Below are 21,446 nucleotides of genomic sequence, written 5' to 3' on the forward strand. Positions count from 1 at the left end.
GCACACTACGATAAAAATTCGCCCCTTTGGGGCAACCAAAACGCGTTTTTGGTTACTTTTGTCGCTCGGACAAAAGTGACTCGCCGGCTACGCCGGCGAAACAGCAGCGCCCGCCAAGAGCGACAACCCTCACCCGCACACCCCCCAAAAATCCAACCCCCTTCAAGAAAGCAACGCCAAATGCCCCCCTGAAACCTCCCCAGTCTGAAACACCGCCACTGCCGCCGACAAGTCCCTCGCCCGCTCCTGCAGCGATTCCGCGGCGGCCGCCGCCTCTTCCACAAGCGCCGCATTCTGCTGCGTCACCTGATCCATCTGCGTAACCGCCGTGTTGACCTGCTGGATGCCCGAGCTTTGTTCTTCGCTGGCGGCGGTGATCTCGCCCATCAGGTCCGCGACGCGGCGCACGGCGGCGACGACCTGTTCCATCGTGGCCCCGGCCTCGCCGACCAGCGCGTTGCCCGATTCCACTTGGCCGACGGACGTCTCGATCAGCGTCTTGATTTCCTTCGCTGCGGTGGCGCTGCGCTGGGCCAGCGTGCGCACCTCGCCCGCCACGACGGCAAATCCGCGTCCCTGTTCGCCGGCGCGCGCGGCTTCCACCGCCGCGTTGAGCGCGAGGATGTTGGTCTGGAATGCAATGCCGTCGATCACGCCGATGATGTCGGCAATCTTGTTCGCGGACGTGCTGATCGAACCCATTGCATGCACGACCCTGGAAACGACTTCGCCGCCCTTTGCCGCGGTTTCGGAGGCGCTGGTGACGAGTGCGTTGGCCTGTCGCGCATTGTCCGCGTTCTGCCTCACCGTGGCGGTCATCTGCTCCATCGAAGCCGCGGTTTCCTCGAGCGAGCTGGCTTGCTCTTCCGTGCGCGTCGACAGATCGCTGTTGCCGCTCGCAATCTGCGCGGAGGCGGTCGCAATGGTATCGGCGTTGCCCCGCACCTGCGTCACGATGCCGGTCAGGCTCTGGACCATTTCCTTGAGCGCCTGCAGCAGTTCACCGACTTCATCGCGCGACGTCACCGCAATCTGCGGCGTCAGGTCGCCCTTTGCCACACGGCGCGCAAGATCCACCGCCCTGGAGAGCGGCACCGTGATCGCACGCGTGAGCCACACGCCCACGACGACCGCGAGCAGGATGCCAATGGCCAACGCAGCGACGGTCCCGGCAAACACGGTCTTGTAGCGCGCCTGGGATGCCTCGTATTCGGCCTTGCCGACACTGAGCTGCAATTCGATCAGCGCGCTGAGGTCCTTTCGCGTCGGCGTGTAGAGCGCTTTCATCGGACCGCGCACGAGTGCATCGAGACGCTGCGCATCACCGGCGCGCAGTGCCGCGAGCGCCGGCGTGATCGCTTCGTCGCGGAACTTCTGGTTGTGGTCGGCATATTGTTTGACCAGGACCTGCTCTTCCGATGTCAGGTACGTGGCGGTGTAGGCCTTCCATTGCTCTTCGGCGTCACGAATGAGCGCCTCGATATCGGCAGCCGCCTTTGCGATGCCCGCCGCGTCGCTGGCGTCGACCGTCGACAGGCCGAGCTGCGCCCGCAGCAGCGAGCGAGCCATTTGGTCAAGCTGCCCGACACAGACCAGCCGGTCCTCGTACACCGTCTTCAGCGAGGCATTGACGGACCCGAGGTTGACGACGCCGCTGACGCCGATGCCCAGCAGGAGCACCGACAGTAAAGCAACCAGAAAATAGAGACGCGACTTGATGCTTAAGTTGTTCACCGAGATTTTCCTACGCTGTCCGTGACCCGTTCCCTGCCGGCGAAGGCAAGTGATTGTCAGGCTGGTTCATCGCCAGCCCTTCCTTGTTGGATGCCTGTATCAGGCTTCCCGTTATCGTCAGGCGTAGGCCAGGTTTAAGGCTCGTTTTTGGTGCATTCCGGAAGTGCCTCGCGCGTACCACGCCCGAGGCCTGACGCCTGACAACCGTATCGCCATGGGCGCGAGGCGATGGAGCCGTGCGCATCAACGCGATGCCGCGAGTGTCTCGCGGCATGCATGCAAGGGGGAGAGTAGAACTACTCAGCGGCGCAGGGCCGTGTTTGGCGTCGGCGCGTCGACGAATTCCAGCGCGGTCGACAGCGACGACAGCAGCGATTCATATTGGTCCATGAACGCCGACAGCAGCGCTTGGTCAGGCCGGTCGTCGAGGAACTGGCGCTCCAGCGTGCGAAGCATCGGGGCGAGTTCCACCGCGCCGAGCGTCGCCAGGATTGCGTGCATATTGTGCGCAAGCAGGCTCGCATCGCGGTAGCGCGCTTCGGATACTGCCTGATGCAACTGCCGGTGGAAGTCCATGCGCTCGGCAAGAATGCGCTGCACGAGCCCGACGTAGATCTCGCGGCGTCCCTGCAGTCGTTCGAGTGCCGGCCCGACATCGAGCGCCGGGATCGCGCGCAGCGATACGATGCACGGAACTTTCGCGACGGCTGGCGCCGGGGTGCTCGCGATCGCCGCGGCGCTTTGCAATGACGGTGCATCGCCGCCAACAAGCCGCGCCATGACCTGGTAGAGCTTCCAGGGCTCGATCGGCTTCGACACGTAGTCATCCATGCCGGCCGCCAGGCAGCGCTGCCGGTCATCTTCCAGCGCACTGGCCGTCAATGCCACGACCGGCATCGAGGCGTGCCGCGGGTCGCTGCGGATGCGCTGCGTGGTTTCGAGCCCGTCCAGCATGGGCATCTGGACGTCCATCAGTACCAGATCAAAGCGCCCTTGTGCGAGCAGGCCCAGCGCATGCTGGCCGTTGTTCGCTTGCGTGACCTGCATGCCAGCCTGCGTCAGCAGCGCCTGCGCGACTTCCTGGTTGATCGGGTTGTCCTCCACCAGCAGCACCGTGCGTCCGCGCAGCGCGTGCGGAATCGCGGTGCGCGCAGCGCCAGGCAGATCGTCGTGCACGTGTTCTGCCGAAGACTGAACGGCGTCTTGTTTTGGCGTGACGGCCGGCAGGCGTGCAGCGCGGCCTTGCCATGCGGGCGGCGTCGAAACGCCAAGACCGATCTCGAGCGTAAATACGCTGCCCACACCTGCCTGGCTCTGCACGGTGATGCGACCACCCATCAACTCGGCAAGTCGTTTGCTGATCGCCAGGCCAAGGCCCGTTCCCTCGAAGCGCCGCGCGGCCGAACTGTCGGCCTGGTGGAACGGGCTGAACAATACGAGCAAGGCATCTTCGGCAATGCCGATTCCTGTGTCGCTGACCTCGAAGCGCACGGCCACGGTGTCGTCATCGGCATGGCATGCGCGCACCCGCAAGCGGATCTCGCCGGCATCGGTGAACTTGAGCGCATTGCCAAGCAGGTTGATCAGGATCTGCCCGATGCGCTGGGAGTCTCCGATGACATGGAGCGGCAGCGCGGGATCGACCTCCATATGCAAGACCAGGCCTTTCTTGCGGACCTGCTCGCGGAACAGGGACAAGACGTGGTCCAGCAGGCGCGCAAGCGGAAAGCTAGCGGCATCGACTGCCAGCATGCCCGCCTCCATCTTCGAGAAGTCGAGGATGTCATTGACGATACGCTGCAGGTGCTGGCAAGACTCTTCGATGCGCGCCAGGTAGTGTCCCTGCCTGCCGCTGTCCGGCTCGCCGATCGCGAGATGCGTCATGCCGCTGATGCCATTCAGCGGGGTCCGGATTTCGTGGCTCATGTTCGCCAGGAACTGCGACTTGGCGCGCGCCGCCGCTTCCGCCGACTCGCGCGCCTCCATCAGTTCGCGCGTGCGCTCGGCCACTTTCCATTCAAGCGTGCTCGCCAGGTTTTCCAGCGCCTGGCGCGTCCGTTCCTGTTCGGAGATGTCGGTAACCACGGTGCCGACGCCGATGATGCCTGCGTCATTGCGGCTGCGGACCGGAAACCTCGCGACGCGATAGACCCGTTGCCCGTGCGTACGCACGTCCAGCGTATGCACATCCACCTGCGTTTGGCCTGTGCGCAGCACGTCGGCATGGCCGCGCTCGCAGATGCCCGCGACGCGCCGGTCGGGCAAGGCCGTCCACGCGTTCCGGCCCAGCAGGTCATCGAGGGGCAGGCCGGCGAATTCGCAGTAGATATCATTGGCCATATCGACCCTGCCGCCGGGGCTCATGTAGGCAAGACCCGCCGGCACGTTCTTGCGAAAGGCCTGCCAGCGCTCCGCGTTCTGCCGCATTTCGCGGCGGCTGCGCCAGTGCAATGCAGTCAGCGCAAGGATCAGGCAAATGGCGAGCGCAGTCAGCGCGATGATCGCCTGGCGCGCCAGATGGAACGAGCGGTACGCCTCGTCGGTATCGAGCTCGACCATGACACCCATTGCGGTATCGGGAAACCAGTGCCCCACGCCGATGACGCGACGGCCGCGATAGTCGATGTAGTGATCGAATACGCGCGTCTCGCCGTCCCTGGCACCGATCAGCGCTGCAGCCAGTTCGGTCAGTTGTCCGTTACCGTCGGCTGGCACCCACGGGCCGCCACCGCGCGGCCGGGTCGGAACTTGCGCCCACAGGCCGAAGGGCGCCGATAGCCATGGCTTCGCCGACGGCTGCAACGCACCGTCGCCAGGCAACCCGGGCGACAGCAGACGTCCTGCGGCGTCGATGACATAGGCCTTGCCACTCTTGCCCGACCAGCCCACGCGCAGGATCTCGAACAGCCGGTCCTTGGGGTCCGTACGCAGGCAAAGGAAGGCGATCGGCGCCTGCGGCTTGCCGATGCGGGCACAGACCTGCTGGAACAAGGTGCCCGGAGGCTGCTCGCCCTCGGCAGTCTGGATCGGCATGGGCGACCGGTTCGGCCGTGTCGCCACGTAATCGGCATGCTCGGCGCGAGCCAGCGCTTCGATCACCACCGCGGTCGATACCGGCCTGCCGACATAGGCGCGACTGCTGGCCGCGACAATCACGCGCTCCGGCGTTATCAGGCTATAGCCCTCGAAGCCGCGACTGCGGAATACGGGCGTGATCCACGCTTCATACTCGTCGCGCAGCGCCTGGTCGGCCGGCGCCGCGGCAATGCGGCGGGCGAGGTCGATCTGGTACGGGTTCTCGATGATCGTCCGCAGCCGTGTCTCGCCGTCCTCCCTCAGCATGCCGATCATGCGCGTGACGGCATGCAGCGCGGCTTGCCGTTCGGCCTTCACGCGGGCACGCTCCTGCGAATGCAGCGTGTCAAGCACATGGGCACTCAGAAGCAGGATGAGCGCAATCGCGGCGCAAGTCATGCCCATCGTCTTGCGGACATCGGCAGCAGGAATCTTCCCGGCACGCTGCCAGAGTCGCCCGAGGCCTCGCCTGATTTGGCCGGGCGTGAAAGAGAATGAGTTCACGGTAGAGGGAGCGTGGGCGCGGTGCTGCCCGACGCAGGCCGGGTGCCGGCGCGGGGCCGAAACAGAAGCGCGTGCGACTGGCGTAGGTGGTCCATGGAGCGCCCGTCAACGGCGGACGCTGCGGTGCATTATCCGGGCCGCGCCGCGTCAGGGGAATCCGGCATTGCCCGGCAAAAACGCGATGCGATGACCCGCCGGGCTCGCAGATCTCGTACGAAGAAATGGGTACGCTTTGGCCAATTCGACAGGCGGGTGGCGATTTGCGCGGCCCGCCATACTGTGCGGAGGCTCACCGGGCCCCAGCGGAAAGTGTGGTGATTCGCACAAAAATAATTTACATTAACTTTGGTGTGGCAAAAGTGGCCTGCTCGGAATCCACTTTGACGAAAGTTGTTATAGTTCAGTCACTTACATGAGATCTGGCAATGAGTGAAGACGGCGCCGCATCGGGTGCCACCAAGCTGACGCGGACGGAATTCGCGGTCGTGCGCGCGTATGCGCAGGGCATGAGACCGGTGGATATCGCGAACCGGTACCTTACCGATCCGGACGACGACGACGTGCTGACCGAGCACCAGGCGATCACCCGGATCCTGAGTCTGCGCGACCGGCTGGTCCAGTTTGCATTGCAGCACGACCGGCCCGAGATCGCCGAGATGTTCGAGGCGCTGCGCGGGCGATCCGACGTCGGCATGACCCGCCGCGTTGACGCACTTTCCTCTTTAGAGGGTCTTGGCCAGGGTCGTCCATCGTCGGGACATGAGGTGGGACTATGGTTCGGCCCGAGCCTGGCCAAGCGCCTGACCTCAGCCGGCATTCACAAGATTTCAGATCTGGCGGGTCTGGCCAATGCGCGAGGCAGCAGTTGGTGGCGCGCCGTTCCTCGCATTGGCCCGAAGTCGGCGGAGGTCATTACACGATGGCTGATTCAACAGCATGCCGCACGTAAAGATACTAATAAAGCACTTATAGAGGCATATATCGTCGCGCCGTCGGACGTTTCGCGGCGCCCCGCCATGGTCCCTCTTGCACTGGGCCCGGGCATGACGCATCCCGTGCCGCTCGAACTTATGTTGCCGCATGGTGACTCGGGGCCAGACGCTGAACGATCGGATCTGGAACTCGTTCGGCAATGGCTGGATGCCAGGCCCCGCTCCCCGCATACCCGGAACAGCTATCGCAGGGAGGCAGAGCGGCTGCTGCTTTGGCTGGCTCAGGAACGATTACAAATGAAAAATATGACGGCGGAAGCGCTGCAACGCTATGCAGCGTTCCTGCGCGCACCGGCGCCGGCGTCGTTCTGGTGCGGCCCCGCAAGTCCGCGTGACCGGGTTCACTGGCGCCCGTTCGAGGGGCCGCTCGGCGCAAGCTCGCAGGCTGCCGCGCTACGCGTGGTGCGTGCCATGCTCAAGGCGCTGTCCCGGACAGGACGGATCGGAGATATCCGTGGGTCTCTGGAAGTGTCCATCGCCCAGGCCGACGTGGTGGAGTCCGACGCACCAGACGCACTGAAGCGCAATCATATTGATGAATTTCTCGATTGGCTGGGGACCCAACACGACGCGAAGTGGCAGGCAGCGCTCGCAGCCGGCCTGCTGGTGCGCGATGGCTTCAGGCTAAGCCAGCTTGCCTGCCTCACATGCGGCGCTTTGCGAATGGATGGAGACGGGGCCCGTCTGGATGAGGATGGTGCGCCATCGGTCCCGGCCGTAGTTGCCGCGGACACGCTCGCAGCGCTCCGGACGCATTGGGTACGGCGAGGGTTCGAAGGCAGCCCGCCTGCTGCCGCGGCGCTCCTCGGGCCGCTCGAATTTCCGCGCACCCGCCGTGGCCTCGCGAAACGCCTGGCGGGCTCAGCCGCCGGCTATGGCGCCAGCGGTCTTGATCAGTTGCTGCGCGCCGCGTGGAAGACTTTCGTGGCAGCGAAGGCAATCGAATTGCCGGCATTCACGCCGAGACAGATCCGTACTGCGACAGCCTGAAGTTTCTACGGGTCGCGCAAGGAGGAGCGGTTCATTCCCCTCCCCTCGCGCCCGTGCTTCGCCCTCAGTGGCGCGCCACGTCAGAGCAGCGTCTTGTCGAGGCCAAAGCGCGCCTTGAGCGCCTCCACCAGCGCCTCGCGCGCGCTGCGGTCGCTGAGCTGAACATCCAGCATCACCCGTCCGGAATCCCATTCCTTGATCGTGCCAAGCAACTGACCCGCGTCTGTACGAATCTTGTACTGGCGGCTGATCTCCTTGACCTTGCGCGACTTGCCTTCCTGCGCCTGCTTGCGGATCGACTCGACTTCGCGGCTCGACAATCCGTCCGTCATGATGCGCGTCGCGAGTTCGCGCGTGCGATCCTCGCCGGCCAGCTTGAAGTACAGCGTCAGTTCATAACCCGCGGCGATGCCGATGGCGTTCGGCCGTTCGCGCATGACCGCCAGAACCGACTCGGGCAGGCGCAACAATGCGAGGGTCTTGTTGACCGTGCCCGCGGAGATACCGGTCAACTCGCAGATGTCCTCCTCCTTCTGCACCTTGCCTTCATCGAGCAACTGGCGCCAGGCGATCGCGTTGTCGAGCGCGGACTGGTCCGACCGCTGCTCGTTGAGCATGAACGACAGCCGGTAGAAGTCGAGATCGGTAAGATCATTTTCGACAAAGCACTCCATCTCGAGCTTGCCGGCAGACGCCAGGGCACGCTTTCGATAATGGCCGTCGATCAGGATGTAGTGGCCCGGCCGGGAGGGATCTGGCGCGGCCAGGCCTGGCGTCTTCTGCCCGTGAGTGGCAATCGATGCGGCCCGCTCCTGCACGACGGCAGGATCGTAGATCCGGCGCGCATTGAGCGGATTGTCATGCAGGTGGGTCAGGAGAATCCGGACCAGCGAACGGGAGTTCTCCGTTTCCGCGCTTTCAGCGCTGAAAGCCGCGGGTTGCTCCGGCTGGCGCGCCTGCAGCAGGCCGTTCGGATGCTGGGAGATCGCCGCCTCGGCGCGCGCGAACCGATCGAGGGAATCGCTGCGATTCTTTTCGGCCGCCATGCCGGCCAGCATGCCCGCCTTCAGGCTCTTCAGTTTTGTAGCCATGCCTTAATGCTCAATCAAAGACAACACTTCATCGACCATCATGTCGACCTCCTGCACCGCTTCGCGCGCGCCGGCGACGCCATGGACGGTACATCCGATTGCCTGGCATTCGCGGAATGCCGAGCGCGATCCGATCATGGAGTTCAATAGCGGAACCTCGCCGTCATCGCCGAGGATTTCGATGGCCTGGCGCGCGATCGACACGCGTCGCTGCACCATATTCGCCATCACGCGAATCAGCAGCGTTTCATTCTGGACTTGTGCATGCTGGGCCAGCGTCTTCGCTGCCACGGCTGCCCATAAGTCGGGCGGCGACGGTACCACAGGAATGATCGCCAGATCCGAAATCAGCAACGCGCTCGACGGCGCCGCGGAATGCACTGCAGGCGGGCAATCCACAACGATGTAGTCGTAGTCCTGGACGAACTTGCGGACTTCCCGATGCATGGCACCGCCCGACGGTGCCAGGCCGATGACCGAAGCCGGAAAAGGGCGCTCATCGCTGGCCTGTGCCGCCCATCGCGTAGCAGTGCCCTGCTCGTCCATGTCGACCAGCATCGAGCGGGCGCCACGCAGGCCGAGCGTCCCGGCCAGATGCATGCTCACCGTAGTCTTGCCGCACCCGCCCTTCTGGTTGAAGACCGTGATGATTTTTGCTGCCACAAGGACCTCTCTTTCAGCGCTGAAAGCGCAGTTAACTTTAGGCGCAACTTTAGCCAAAACGAGGTGATGTATCAACCTGATTCGTAAATTTTATAAAAAATATAAAGATTCACTGCACTATGCGGGAGAGGGGCAGTTTTTGCGGCGGCTTTGGCAAAAAGCCCAAAGTTTGATATTTGTGCTTGAAATGCGTCAGACAATCCGCCTAAAGTATCTGTAGTGCGCTCTACGGCGCACATGACACGCCAGCACAATCTGGTTATGATGCGCCCTACAGTCGAGTCAAGTCGTGCCAACCTCGTCGGCTTCCGTTCGGTATCTACGAGAACTCAACGTGCTTGAACGGTTGTTTACGTGGTGTAAGAGAACTTGCTTCGAAAAGGAAATTCCTATGGCAACCGGTACGGTCAAGTGGTTTAACGAGACTAAGGGCTTTGGCTTCATCACTCCGGACGACGGCGGTGCGGATCTGTTCGCGCACTTCTCCGAAATCCAGGGTTCGGGCTTCAAGACGCTGAAGGATGGCCAACGCGTGACCTTCGAGGTCAAGCAGGGTCCGAAGGGCCTGCAGGCATCGGCGATCAAGCCCGCCTGATCTTGCGGCAGCCACGCAGCTCATGCGCGGCTGTCGTTTGAAAGCAAAAAAGGCAAGCCATGTGCTTGCCTTTTTTGTTGGCGCAGGCAGGTATCAGCCGAGCTTGCGGACGCTGGTCCTCGACGGTTGCAGGATCAGGGCCTTTGACGAGTCCGCGTCGACCTTGGCACCCGGATACACCACGAGCACATCCTTGAGGGCCTTGCGGAACAGAGCGCGGAACTTGCGTTCGCTCTCGGTCTCGGTGCCGAACTGCATTTGCAGGGCTTCCCAGGGGATCTCCGTACGCCGCTGGATCGTAAAGAACCGGTACGTCAGCCACGAGTAGACATCCAGCGCGAACGGCGACTGCTTGAGCGCCTTCAGTGCCCGCATATCGACCGGCACGGGCCGGTTGACCAACTCGTTGAAGAAGGGCTCGGACAACACCACAAAGCTCTCGAACATGGAGCCCTGCCCGGGCTGCATGGGATCCCACCAGGTGGACAGTTGATCCGCCAGCAGGTAACCGACGCGATCGATCGACAGTGGTTCGTGGTTGCTGGTCTGGTTCTGGCTCGGCATCGACTTGTTCTGCACGATCGCGATCGTGGCCGAGAACAGCCGGATCATCTGCTGGCGCACCAGCGTCATGGTCCCGCGCTTGCCGCCAGTGGCCATCGGAATGCCGAGGTTGTACATGAACTCCGACAGGGAGTTGCCCAGCGAGATGCGGCGGTCCTCCACCGTGCCGGTGAATTCGCCCCGCTTCTTCTTGGCCATGATCTCCTTGCCGATCCAGGCGAGCATCAGGCGAGGATACGAGCCATATGGGTAACCAAGCGACACGGTTTCCGACACCAGCTTCTGCCGGCCATTGCTGGCCCGCTCCGACCGTTGCTGCGTGAAGTAGCCGGGCTGGATCATCAGCGAGATATTGCCGCTCGTACGCGTCCACACCGGAGGCGCACCCTTGGGCGCGCGATAGGGCAACGTCACCTGGACACTGGCCCGGCTCAGGAACCCGACTTCGCCGCTCTGCCAGGCGTCTTCGCGCTCCATGGCTTGCGCCTCGTCGAACAGGCGTTGGAATTTTTCGGACGGAACCAGGTTGTTCTCGTTGCCGGGAACAATGATGCGGGATGGCTCGCCGTCCATATCCAGGACGGAGCGATCCCCCGCGGCGACCGGGGAGCGTTTGATGGGCATATTGGCGTGCTTCGGATTACCCGCCTTTGTACGCGAAGCCGTAAACCTTGTCACGCAGAAACGGGTACGTATACGTTCCGTTGCGTTTCCTGTGGCGCTTGCCTGGATGCTGATTGGGTTGAGGTGCCGTGTTTACCTGGCTGGCAGAAGGCTGGCATGTCGGTGGGCAACCCGGGAGGGTTGTCCACGGAACGCCAGACCTTGGCTACAAGTAAACGATACCGATACGGGTTAACTACTTGTAAACCGTATACGGAGAGGTCAGCGCCTTGATTCCAAAAGAGATCTGTCCTGCCCGCGAACCCGATTCTGCGGAAGAACGTACTCGATTCTGCGAAGCCCCGAACCCGAATCTGCGCAAAGGCGAACCTGTTTCAGCGCGTGACCTGAACCGGTTTCTGCGTGGATAACTTCTTGTTCCCACAGGCTTTTCCACAACCGGAGCGCCTATTTGCGTACCCGTTTCTGCGGGCGAAGTGTCGTTTTGGTCGCCGGGAGGCGTAAACGCGCTCGCCGGCCGGAGTTATCCCCGCAGAAATAGGTTCGCTCCGCAGTATACGCTCCGCCCGTTAACGCTTTGGCGTACCCGTTTCTGCGAAAAATCGATTCAAAGCGTACCTGATTCTGCGCTGGGGCAGTTTACCCAGCTGCTCGCTCGTTGCCGTACCCATTTCTGCGGCGTACCCGATTCTGCGATGCGCCAGTCCAGTCGGATCCTCATGTCCGGCGTACCCATTTCTGCGTGCTCTGCAGCATGTGCAATGGCGGAATGCGTACCCGTTTCTGCGGGACTCCCTGCGTTCGCGGGGTGAGTTGAGTCATATCAACTTTAATTATACACCTTCCTTTTATCAAAAGCCAGTGCTCACATTCATACGTTTACGTGCGCGAGCCGAATGAGATGAGGCGTACCCGTTTCTGCGGCGCATTGCGTGTTGAGTCGCCGGTCATGAACTGCTGGAAGGGGTAGCTCCGCTCCGTGCGTACCCATTTCTGCGCACTTCGGCCGGTCCAACCTGGAGCCGCCCGCGTACTCGTTTCTGCGAACGGGTCCGAAACGGTCTCAGTGGTGAAGAAATTTTGCGCTGCAACAACGCCGTACCCATTTCTGCGTAAGAAAAGCGCAGCCGGGCAACGGAAAAAGGCGCTAGCGATGCGTTGGGGCAACCGGTGCGGGGCACGCAAAAAAATTTTTTGGCGTACCCGTTTCTGCGGGCGTGGAGCGAGGGTCTGGACAGTAATTTCCGCTTTGCGTACCTGTTTCTGCGAGCCAGGACGAGAGGGGGCGTACCCATTTCTGCGTGCTGCGCTGCGGGAGGTATGCGGCTGGGCTCCCGGAGGACGGGGACTGCGTACCCGTTTCTGCGTGCCAGAGGCCGGCGCTTGCGGATTCGGTGGGAAGATGAGGGGAGGCGTCCCCCGGCCTGACGGAGGATGTGGCAGTGAAGGCGCGACAACGGCAGCCGCGACCCCGACAGGCGTAAAAAAACCCGCCTCAATGGGCGGGTTCGTTGCCGTGGCGCGCCAGGCGCGCCGCGCGCTCGCTTACAGCGGGGTGATGTTCGCGGCTTGCAGACCCTTCGGGCCGTTCTTGACTTCGAACGACACGCGCTGGTTCTCTTGCAGCGACTTGAAGCCTTCCGAGCGGATTTCGGAGAAGTGGGCGAAGAGGTCGTCACCACCTGCGTCCGGCTTGATGAAGCCGAAGCCCTTGGCGTCGTTGAACCATTTGACGATACCGGTTTGCATGATTTGCTTTCCAGAAAAAATAAAAAACCGAATGGCGAAACCGCCATCCTACATAGAACTCAAGGAAAGGACACCATGGACAACCGAAGTACCAGACGGTGGCTAACGAATGAACTGTTGCCTCGTCGCTTGAATCTAGGCCGATTTATACGGGGGTTCGATGTCACCGTCAAGCTGGGAGTGATCCCGGGGTGGGGCTGGCATCACTTTCCGGCGCTGTGGGATCATCACGCCTTTTGCATATCGTTCATGCGTCGGCACCGACACCTGCGCCAGGATTCTGTACGAGAGTACGCTTGCCGCGACCTGCGCAGGCGGCAAACCCGTGCGGCCGGCCAGGATGTCCCGGCCCCGTCAGCCATTGCGCCCGGCGCGCCGATGCCCCAACGATAGACAGTCAGGAGACCATTCATGTCGATACCGGAACCCGCCTCCACGCCGGGCGGCCCCGCCGCCGGCCAACCCGCGCCTTCGCTGCTTGAGCGGCTCTTCAGGCTGTCGGAACACCAGACGGATGTCCGCACCGAAGTGCTTGCCGGGATGACGACCTTCCTCACGATGGCGTACATCATCTTCGTGAACCCGTCCATCCTCGGCGATGCCGGCATGCCCAAGGACGCGGTTTTCGTGGCCACGTGCGTGGCTGCGGCGATCGGTACGCTGATCATGGGCTTCTATGCCAACTATCCGATCGCGATGGCCCCAGGCATGGGCCTGAATGCTTACTTTGCGTACACCGTGGTAAAGGGCATGGGCTTCGCGTGGCAGGCCGCGCTTGGCGCGGTGTTCATTTCCGGCTGCCTGTTCCTGCTGGTCACGCTGTTCCGCGTGCGCGAGATGATCGTCAACGGCATTCCGCATTCGATTCGCGTGGCGATCACCGCGGGCATCGGCCTGTTCCTCGCGATCGTGGCGCTCAAGAACGCGGGCATCGTCACGGCGAGCCCCGCTACGCTCGTGACCATCGGCGACCTCCACCAGCCGTCCGCGGTGCTGGCGATCGTCGGCTTCTTCGTCATCGTTTCGCTGGACCAGCTCAAGGTGAAGGGCGCGATCCTGATCGGCATCCTGCTGACCACGGTGCTGAGCTTCTTCTTCGCCGGCAATACCTTCCACGGCGTGTTGTCGGCACCGCCTTCGATCAGCCCGACGCTGTTCAAGCTCGATATTTCGGCGGCGTTGTCGATCGGCATCGTCAACGTGGTGCTGGTCTTCTTCCTGGTGGAACTGTTCGACGCCACTGGCACGCTGATGGGCGTGGCCAACCGCGCGGGACTGCTCAAGGCCGGCCGCATGGACCGCCTCAACAAGGCGCTGATGGCGGACAGCACGGCGATCATGGCGGGCTCGTTCCTGGGCACGTCGTCGACCACCGCCTATATCGAAAGCGCATCGGGCGTGCAGGCAGGCGGACGTACCGGGCTCACCGCCGTAACGGTCGCGGTCCTGTTCCTCGCGTGCCTGTTCATTGCGCCGCTCGCGGGCACGGTGCCGGCCTACGCGACCGCGCCGGCATTGCTCTATGTGTCCTGCCTGATGCTGCGCGAACTGCTCGACATCGACTGGAACGACGTCACTGAAGTCGTGCCGGCCGTGCTCACCGCGCTCGGCATGCCGTTCACCTATTCCGTCGCCAATGGCGTTGCATTTGGCTTCATTACCTATGCCGTGCTGAAGCTGCTGACCGGCCGTGCCCGCAATGTCCCGGTGATGGTGTGGATCATCGCTGCGGTGTTCGTCTTCAAGTTCTACTACCTGCCGGGCCATTGAGCGGTGCGGACTGCGGCGGCTCCCGCCGCACGCAGTCCGCGTGCTGAAAACCCCCAAAGCGTACCCGTTTCTGCGTGAGCGGCCGTGGCAAAGCGTACCCGTTTCTGCGGGCCTCGGACGCGCCGGCGCATGACCGCAGAAGCATGCCATGCCGATGGATGAGAACGGTGAGGCGCTTGCGGCAGGCTTCATCCCGATGGATGAGTGCGGCATGAGTTTGGTCGGACATCCCCCACTCGGGGCTGGACAAACCGCCGCAAATGCACTGAACTATAGGCGTGGCAAGGAGGGGGCGCATGAAAGCGCCCTTTCTTGACTCCGGTTCATCGGAAAAGGCGCCGTAGAGCGCACTGAAGCAGTTTCGGCAAGTCCGCCTGCCGTGGGACACGTCCGACAAGACCGTATTTCAATACGGCATCGCCACCACGAAGACAGAGCGCGCGGACACACGTGCGCCAAGCAAAAAACAATTTAAAGACAGAAAAGTGGTAAACGCGAACGTGTAGTGCCGGGGGTGTTGTACAACGGGGATCAGATCATGACCGCAGGAGAAATCCGGCGAACCGCCATCGGGCCCATCAGCGAGTCCGCCAGTCGTTCCATGCATCGCACCTGGGCTGTACTGGGAGAAGCCGCAGGTGAATCAGCCACCCGCAGGATCCGCCACGACGGTGCGGCGGTGTCGGACGTGACCGCGTTGCTCCAGGACGGCGAGCTGTCGTCGAGCGCGCGCGAGGCGATCGAGAACCTGCTGCGGCGCCATCGGCTGCTCGAGGCCGAACTGGTACGCCAGCGTGAGCTGCTGCAGGAATGGATCCTGAGCCAGCAGACCTACAAGGCTCTCTACTATCAGTATTCCGGACAGACGCCAGAGGCACCCCGCGTTGAACTGATGCGCGAGCGGGATGCCGTGCGGCGCCGTCTTCAGGAAGAATTGCATCTTGGCAGCGATCCGCTTGCTGTCATGGATGAACCAGCACGCAGTCAGTCCAGTTCGTGATACCGACGTCAAACCCGCGGCGGCAACGGCCGGGAGGGCCGGAACCGATGCGCCGGGAAACCGGGATGAACAATAAGCCCAACGTCCGGGAGATCGTAATGGACCGACTGTGCAAGGCGCCGACACGCGCCGCGCAGGTCGTGGTCGTGTCGCGTCATGAGGATTTTGGTTTTACCCCTGCCCAGTTCGGGCCGGGTTGGGATGTGCGCCGCATCCAGCAGGTGCGCGACCTCGAGCGCATCGTGCGGACAGGCCCGCCCATGGCGGGCGTGATCGACCTGCAGGCCGAGTACAGCGATGTCGAGCTCGGGCAACTGGAGCAGGGGCTGCAACACCTGCACGTGACGTGGGTGGCCATCACCACCGACGCACGACTTGCGGACCAGCGTATACGCCGGCTGATCCGCGACTATTGCGTCGACTACGTGCGCACGCCGTTCTCGCACGACGAGCTGCTCTACACGCTCAAGCATGCGCACGGCATGGCGTGCCTGCATCACGGGCGCACCACCGAGATGGCGCCGCACGGGACCATGATCGGTGAATGCGCGTCGATGCGCGTGATGTTCCGCTCGCTGGCCAAGGTCGCGCACAACGACGCGCCGGTGTTTATCTCGGGCGAGTCCGGCACGGGCAAGGAACTCGCAGCACAGGCCATCCATGAGGCATCGAGTCGGCGCAAGGGGCCATTCGTTGCGATCAACTGCGGCGCGATTCCTTCGCATCTCGTGCAGTCGGAACTGTTCGGCTACGAGAAGGGCGCGTTCACCGGCGCGAACCAGCGCAAGATCGGCTGGATCGAGCAGGCGCAGGGCGGCACGCTGTTCCTGGATGAAATCGGCGACCTGCCGCTTGAAAGCCAGGTGGCGCTGTTGCGTTTCCTGCAGCAGGGCACCATCACCCGGCTGGGCGGACACCAGTCCATTCCGCTGGACCTGCGCATCATCTCGGCCACGCACGTGGACCTGGTGGCGGCGCAGGCCGATGGCCGCTTCCGCGCGGACTTGTTCCACCGGCTCTGCGTGCTCACGCTGACCATCCCCGCATTGCGCGAACGCGGCGAGGATATCCTGCAGCTTGCCAATGCGGTGCTGGCCGAGCACGGGCACGAAGCCCACCGGCGCATCCGCGGATTCTCGCCGTGCGCTACCCAGGCGATGATGCAATACGCCTGGCCGGGCAATGTGCGGGAGCTGATCAACCGCGTGCGGCGTGCGATCGTGATGACCGACAACCGCAAGATCACCGCGGAGGATCTCCAGCTTCATGGCGGTGCCGAGTTGCCGCGCAAGACGCTCGATGCGATTCGCGAGGAGGCCGAACGCGAGGCGATCCGCAGCGTCATGGCGAGCCACGGCTTCCATGTCGTGCCCGCCGCGCGCGAACTCAACGTGTCGCGCGTGACGTTGTACCGGCTCATGCACAAGCACAACATCCGCGTGGAGACGCAGCCGACGGCCGGCGAGTAAGCGGCAAGCAGGCAGGCGAACGGCGGGTGGACTGATGGCCGCATACGCGCAGCCGGCGCGCGGACGTCTGCGCGCGCCAGGCGCTCCAGGGAAAGGGGAACTGGCGACGTCCGCTCGCCGGTTCCCCCTTCCCCGTGCCTTGCGGCACGTCAGCGCACAACGGCGACCGGCGCGTGTGGCGTGCGCTCCGGTCCGGAAGCCTGCGTCCCGGCGACGGGAGCCGCCGCCAGGTTCATGCTGATCTTGCCGCGCGGGCGCGGCGGGGCGTTGCCGCCGCCGTCATTGTGGCGGCCGGGCGCCGCGTCGCGGCGGTCCAGGCCATCGCGTGCCTGCCGCTCGCTCGGCGTCGCGGCGCCCGGGTCCTGCTTGAACTGCAAGTCGCCCCACGCCCAGCCGAAGCCGCGCACGTAGACGTCGCTGCTCACGGCCGCATGCGAATTGTCACTGGCGTTGTCGGGCCGGTCGAAATAGGCATAGCTGGCCGCCACGGCGCTGGTCGAGCACAGAGCCAGGGCGGCGGCAAGGTATCCGGCTTTCATGGGTGGCTCCTCCTTGGTGGAAAAAAGTGCCCGCCGGGGGACGGAGCACAAGTTCCTGCTGGCTTGCGGCGCTTGCTGCGCTGGGGCAGCTGCACCGTGGCCATATCTAAATATCTAATGTCCTGTGCGGCGCCGGTACGCCGAGATCGCAAGCGCCCGGCTCCACAACGCGCAAGGCGATGCGGGCTGTGTGGGCACACGCGGATGCGGCAGCAACGGCGATGACAACAGGTCCATGACAGACGGCGGCGGTCCCGCCAACCGGTGCGAACGCCGGCGTGCCGTCATACGTGCTGGCGGATGACGCATGGCTGGGGGCTCCTCTTGCAATCGTGCGTAATGGCGTCACGGATTTTTACGACTCCCTGTCAGACAGAGAGCGACAAGTGTGCCAATGGCCGCAAAGGCTTGTTTTATGCGGCTTCCAGCCCGATGCGAAGGCTGTAGGGTCACTCCGCGCCGCGGTCGCCGACGATTCCGTTACGCAGATGCAACGGCAGCGGCCCGCCCGCCTCGCCGCGCGGCCCGCCCCGCGTAAGAGTTACATGCCGCGATCCCCCGCCCCAAGCGGCATTGCGCCCCGCGAGAAGGTCCTGCGGCGCGCTTCTGCCACGGTTGCAGCCCTGTTACACAGGCCACGGGTGTGTCACATCGCGCGCGCCTTGCGCTGTACGCAGAAACGGGTACGCCCCGAGCCGTTGCCACGGCGGGCGAGCGATGCTCAGCGTGCCGGGGCTGGCTGCTGAGCCGGAGCCGGCGACTGGCCGTCCCCGCTGGCGGCCGCGCCGGAAATGGGTTTGGGTCCGGGCTGGCTGCGCTCGCAGCCGCCGCAAGCCAGCAGGCTTAGTCCAAGCAGCAGAATGACGGCCAGCGGCCGACCTGGGATTGTGCGGGTCACAGTGGCTCCTTTCGCGGTAGTTGCGGCGCAGATGCCGCGTCACAGGCGCGGGCAGGCATGCCTGCTTTTACTGTAGCAGGTCGGTCCTGTGCTGCCGGATGCGGTCCCAGGCTCGGAAGAGTGCGCCGATGCGAAGTATCATGAACGCAGGTGTCGCGTCGGCTGCGGCTGCACAAGGCATGGCAGCTGGCGCCACGTTCTGTCCGTGGTGCTGCGAAGGTCTCCCGAGCATGACTGCTGATGAGCACAACCTGTCCGATTCCACGGACCGCCACGCCCGGCGTCCGCACACTGGCCTGCGGCGCTTCCTGCCTGACCGCCACACCGGCCAGCGCACGGTTCGCGTGGTGATCGCTGCAGTTCAGTCGTGGTTCGCGCACCGCGCGGCCAGCAAGGGCGCCGCGCTCTCGTTCTACATGCTGTTCTCGATGGCCCCGATCCTGGTGCTGGTGATATCGATCGCCGGCCTGTTCTTCGGCGCAGAGGCCGCGCGCGGCGAGATTTTCGAGCAGTTGCAAGACCTCGTCGGCGAGCAGGGCGCGAGCGCGATCCAGAGCATCCTGGCAGCCACGCACCGCGCCGGGGGCAGCGGGGTGGCGGCCATCATCGCCACCGGGATCCTGTTTGTCGGCGCCACCAGCGCCTTTGCGGAACTCAAGAGCAGCCTCGACGATATCTGGCACGTGCCGGTGCCTGCGACTGCGGGCTGGCAGCAGCTGCTGCGCTCGCGGCTGCTCTCGTTCAGCCTGGTGCTGGTGCTGGCGTTGATGCTGCTGGTCTCGCTGATCGTGAACGCGGCGCTTGCCGTGGTGGATCGCTTCTGGGGCGCGCTGTGGACACAGTCGTGGTTCGCGCCCGTGGCCGATGTGCTCTCCACGCTGTTCTCGTTTGCCGTGGTGACGGCGTTGTTCGCGGTCATCTTCAAGATGCTGCCCAACGCGCGCATTGCGTGGCGCGATGTCACCATGGGCGCGATCATCACCGCGGTGCTGTTTGCCGTGGGCAAGCGCCTGATTGGCCTTTACCTGGGCAACAGCGCGGTGGCATCGTCGTATGGGGCCGCAGGCTCCGTCGTGGCATTGATGCTGTGGGTGTATTACTCCGCACAGATCTTCTTTTTCGGCGCGGAGCTGACGCGCCAGTACGCGCTGCAGTTCGGCAGCCTGCGCGGCCAGCAGGCGGATGCGTTGCCCGGGCAGGGCGGCGAACCGGTAAAATAGCGCCCCATTCCCTTTCGTGCGTGCCCGCAGTGCCGGCCCGACCGCCTGCCCGCGGTCCCCGCCGTTGCCCGGTCGGCTCCCGCATGCCGGGCCTTGCAATCTTCCCGATCCCTATCCGCTGCCGTGAGCTCGCTCGTATCCGAAATTGCGCGTCGACGCACCTTTGCCATCATCTCCCACCCTGACGCGGGCAAGACCACGCTGACCGAAAAGCTGCTGTGGTTCGGCGGCGCGATCCAGGTGGCCGGCGAAGTGCGTGCGCGCAAGGCCGACCGCCATGCCACGTCGGACTGGATGGAGCTGGAAAAGCAGCGCGGCATTTCGGTGACTTCGTCGGTGATGCAGTTCCCGTACCGCCGCGAAGCTGCCGACGGCAAGGCCGAGGAGAACATCGTCAACCTGCTCGACACGCCGGGCCACGAGGACTTCTCCGAAGACACCTACCGCACGCTGACTGCCGTGGACTCGGCCGTGATGGTGATCGACTCGGTCAACGGCGTGGAAGCGCAGACCATCAAGCTGCTCAATGTCTGCCGCCTGCGCGCTACGCCGATCCTCACCTTCATCAACAAGCTCGACCGCGAAGGCCGTTCGCCGATCGAGCTGCTCGATGAAATCGAAGACGTGCTGCAGATCCAGTGCGCGCCGATGACCTGGCCGATCGGCATGGGCAAGGCGTTCCGCGGCGTGTACCACCTCATCGACGACAAGGTGCAGCTGTTCGATCCGCACGGCGACAAGGGTACGGCGGCCATTCTCGATGGCCTCGACAATCCGGAGCTCGACCGCATCCTCGGCAGCCAGGCCGACGAGGTGCGCCTCGAGATCGAACTGGTGCGCGGTGCCTCGCACACCTTCGACAAGGATGCGTTCCTGGCCGGCAAGCAGACGCCGGTCTACTTCGGCTCCGCCATCAACAACTTCGGCGTGCAGTCGCTGCTCGACGCGCTGTGCCAGCTGTCGCCGCCGCCGCTCGCGCGCAATACCGAATCGCGCGTGGTCGAGCCGCAGGAAGGCAAGTTCACGGGCTTCGTGTTCAAGATCCAGGCCAATATGGATCCGCGCCACCGCGACCGCATCGCGTTCGTGCGCGTGTGCTCGGGCCGCTTCGAGCGCGGCATGAAGCTGCTGCATGTCTCACAGGGCAAGACCGTGGCGATCAACAACGCCATCACGTTCATGGCGCAGGACCGCAACACCACGGAAGAGGCCTACGCCGGCGACATCATCGGCGTGCCGAACCACGGCACCATCCGCCTGGGCGATGTCTTCACCGAGGGCGAGCCGCTCAAGTTCACGGGCATCCCGTCGTTCGCGCCCGAGTTCTTCCGCCGCGCGCGGCTGAACAACCCGCTCAAGGTCAAGCAGCTGCAGAAGGGCTTGCAGCAGCTAGCGGAAGAGGGCGCCACGCAGATGTTCCGTCCGCTCGCCTCGAACGAACTCGTGCTGGGCGCGGTCGGTATCCTGCAGTTCGACGTGGTGGCGCACCGGCTCGAGCATGAGTACGGCGTCGATGCCATCTTCGAGTCGCACGAATGCGCGACCGCGCGCTGGCTCAAAGGCGCGCCGGCCGAGATCGAGAAGCTCATCGCCAAGGCTGGCCACAACGTGGCGCTCGACGGTGCCGGCGACCATGTCTACCTGGCGCCCAGCATGGTCAACCTGCGCCTCACCCAGGAAAAATTCCCGGACGTGCAGTTCCTGGAAACGCGCGAGATCGTCTGACCCGCGCGCATCCCGGATGCAAAACGGCCCGCAGCAATGCGGGCCGTTTTGCATTGAAGTGCTGTTTTGCGCGCATTTGCACCTACGATAGCAACGCGGCCCGGGCCAGAAAGCCCCTCCCTTTACGTCGTGTGCGAATGTCGGCAGCTGTATGCACGCGATCCGCCATGCCGCCGTAGAATAGCGCTCTTGCCTTGACGGCGCGCTGTGCAGCCGGCTGCTCCGCAGCTGGCCGCGAAGTCAC

At 63.8% G+C, this 21,446-nt stretch carries 15 protein-coding genes; 7 read left to right on the forward strand and 8 right to left on the reverse strand.

What is annotated here, in order from left to right; all coding sequences use genetic code 11:
• Positions 1-162: 162 nt before the first annotated feature.
• Both KHO41_RS41715 and KHO41_RS26810 read right to left on the reverse strand, forming a co-directional pair.
• A complete protein-coding gene (locus tag KHO41_RS41715) occupies positions 163-1,734 on the reverse strand; it encodes a methyl-accepting chemotaxis protein (RefSeq protein ID WP_211956284.1) in 1,572 nt (523 codons plus the stop codon).
• Between the two features lie 300 nt (positions 1,735-2,034).
• Positions 2,035-5,208, reverse strand: a complete 3,174-nt coding sequence (locus KHO41_RS26810; protein WP_211956285.1) for a response regulator — start codon at positions 5,206-5,208, stop codon at positions 2,035-2,037.
• A 530-nt stretch (positions 5,209-5,738) separates the two neighbouring features.
• On the opposite strand from KHO41_RS26810, the gene KHO41_RS26815 reads away from it, so the two are divergent.
• Positions 5,739-7,295 carry a phage integrase family protein gene (locus KHO41_RS26815; protein ID WP_211956286.1) on the forward strand — a complete coding sequence of 519 codons (1,557 nt, stop codon included), beginning with the start codon at positions 5,739-5,741 and terminating at the stop codon, positions 7,293-7,295.
• A gap of 80 nt (positions 7,296-7,375) precedes the next feature.
• Here the strand turns inward: KHO41_RS26815 and KHO41_RS26820 are convergent, their stop codons facing one another.
• Both KHO41_RS26820 and KHO41_RS26825 read right to left on the reverse strand, forming a co-directional pair.
• Complete coding sequence (locus KHO41_RS26820; protein WP_211956287.1) at positions 7,376-8,386, reverse strand: ParB/RepB/Spo0J family partition protein; 1,011 nt, start codon at positions 8,384-8,386, stop codon at positions 7,376-7,378.
• A gap of 3 nt (positions 8,387-8,389) precedes the next feature.
• Positions 8,390-9,049 (reverse strand): AAA family ATPase, encoded by a 660-nt coding sequence (locus KHO41_RS26825; protein ID WP_011301451.1) that lies wholly within the window; start codon positions 9,047-9,049, stop codon positions 8,390-8,392.
• 391 nt (positions 9,050-9,440) lie between these two features.
• Here KHO41_RS26825 and KHO41_RS26830 point away from each other — a divergent pair, with 391 nt between their 5' ends.
• Positions 9,441-9,644, forward strand: coding sequence for a cold-shock protein (locus KHO41_RS26830; RefSeq protein ID WP_006159056.1), 204 nt, complete (start codon positions 9,441-9,443; stop codon positions 9,642-9,644).
• A gap of 93 nt (positions 9,645-9,737) precedes the next feature.
• Here the strand turns inward: KHO41_RS26830 and KHO41_RS26835 are convergent, their stop codons facing one another.
• Positions 9,738-10,832 carry a replication protein RepA gene (locus tag KHO41_RS26835; RefSeq protein WP_011301450.1) on the reverse strand — a complete coding sequence of 365 codons (1,095 nt, stop codon included), beginning with the start codon at positions 10,830-10,832 and terminating at the stop codon, positions 9,738-9,740.
• A gap of 1,545 nt (positions 10,833-12,377) precedes the next feature.
• On the reverse strand, positions 12,378-12,581 hold the full coding sequence (locus KHO41_RS26840) for a cold-shock protein (RefSeq protein ID WP_035875195.1): 204 nt from the start codon (positions 12,579-12,581) through the stop codon (positions 12,378-12,380).
• 411 nt (positions 12,582-12,992) lie between these two features.
• On the opposite strand from KHO41_RS26840, the gene KHO41_RS26845 reads away from it, so the two are divergent.
• The 3 genes from KHO41_RS26845 to KHO41_RS26855 all read left to right on the forward strand — a co-directional run bounded on the left by KHO41_RS26845 (position 12,993) and on the right by KHO41_RS26855 (position 16,820).
• Positions 12,993-14,351, forward strand: a complete 1,359-nt coding sequence (locus KHO41_RS26845) for an NCS2 family permease (RefSeq protein WP_211956288.1) — start codon at positions 12,993-12,995, stop codon at positions 14,349-14,351.
• A gap of 538 nt (positions 14,352-14,889) precedes the next feature.
• Positions 14,890-15,351 carry a hypothetical protein gene (locus KHO41_RS26850; protein WP_211956289.1) on the forward strand — a complete coding sequence of 154 codons (462 nt, stop codon included), beginning with the start codon at positions 14,890-14,892 and terminating at the stop codon, positions 15,349-15,351.
• A 98-nt stretch (positions 15,352-15,449) separates the two neighbouring features.
• On the forward strand, positions 15,450-16,820 hold the full coding sequence (locus KHO41_RS26855) for a sigma-54-dependent transcriptional regulator (protein ID WP_211956344.1): 1,371 nt from the start codon (positions 15,450-15,452) through the stop codon (positions 16,818-16,820).
• A gap of 149 nt (positions 16,821-16,969) precedes the next feature.
• Here the strand turns inward: KHO41_RS26855 and KHO41_RS26860 are convergent, their stop codons facing one another.
• Both KHO41_RS26860 and KHO41_RS26865 read right to left on the reverse strand, forming a co-directional pair.
• Complete coding sequence (locus tag KHO41_RS26860) at positions 16,970-17,359, reverse strand: hypothetical protein (RefSeq protein ID WP_211956290.1); 390 nt, start codon at positions 17,357-17,359, stop codon at positions 16,970-16,972.
• Between the two features lie 721 nt (positions 17,360-18,080).
• Positions 18,081-18,257: a hypothetical protein gene (locus KHO41_RS26865; RefSeq protein WP_211956291.1), complete on the reverse strand. Its 177-nt coding sequence runs from the start codon at positions 18,255-18,257 to the stop codon at positions 18,081-18,083.
• Between the two features lie 230 nt (positions 18,258-18,487).
• On the opposite strand from KHO41_RS26865, the gene KHO41_RS26870 reads away from it, so the two are divergent.
• Both KHO41_RS26870 and KHO41_RS26875 read left to right on the forward strand, forming a co-directional pair.
• Entirely contained in the window at positions 18,488-19,477 is a 990-nt protein-coding gene (locus KHO41_RS26870) for a YihY/virulence factor BrkB family protein (RefSeq protein ID WP_244874048.1), read from the forward strand.
• Positions 19,478-19,600: 123 nt separating this feature from the next.
• The gene (locus KHO41_RS26875) at positions 19,601-21,202 is read left to right on the forward strand and encodes a peptide chain release factor 3 (RefSeq protein ID WP_211956292.1); all 1,602 of its coding nucleotides are present in this window, start codon (positions 19,601-19,603) and stop codon (positions 21,200-21,202) included.
• The last annotated feature ends 244 nt before the right edge of the window (positions 21,203-21,446 follow it).

Source organism: Cupriavidus numazuensis (genome assembly GCF_905397435.1).
Classification (GTDB): domain Bacteria; phylum Pseudomonadota; class Gammaproteobacteria; order Burkholderiales; family Burkholderiaceae; genus Cupriavidus; species Cupriavidus numazuensis.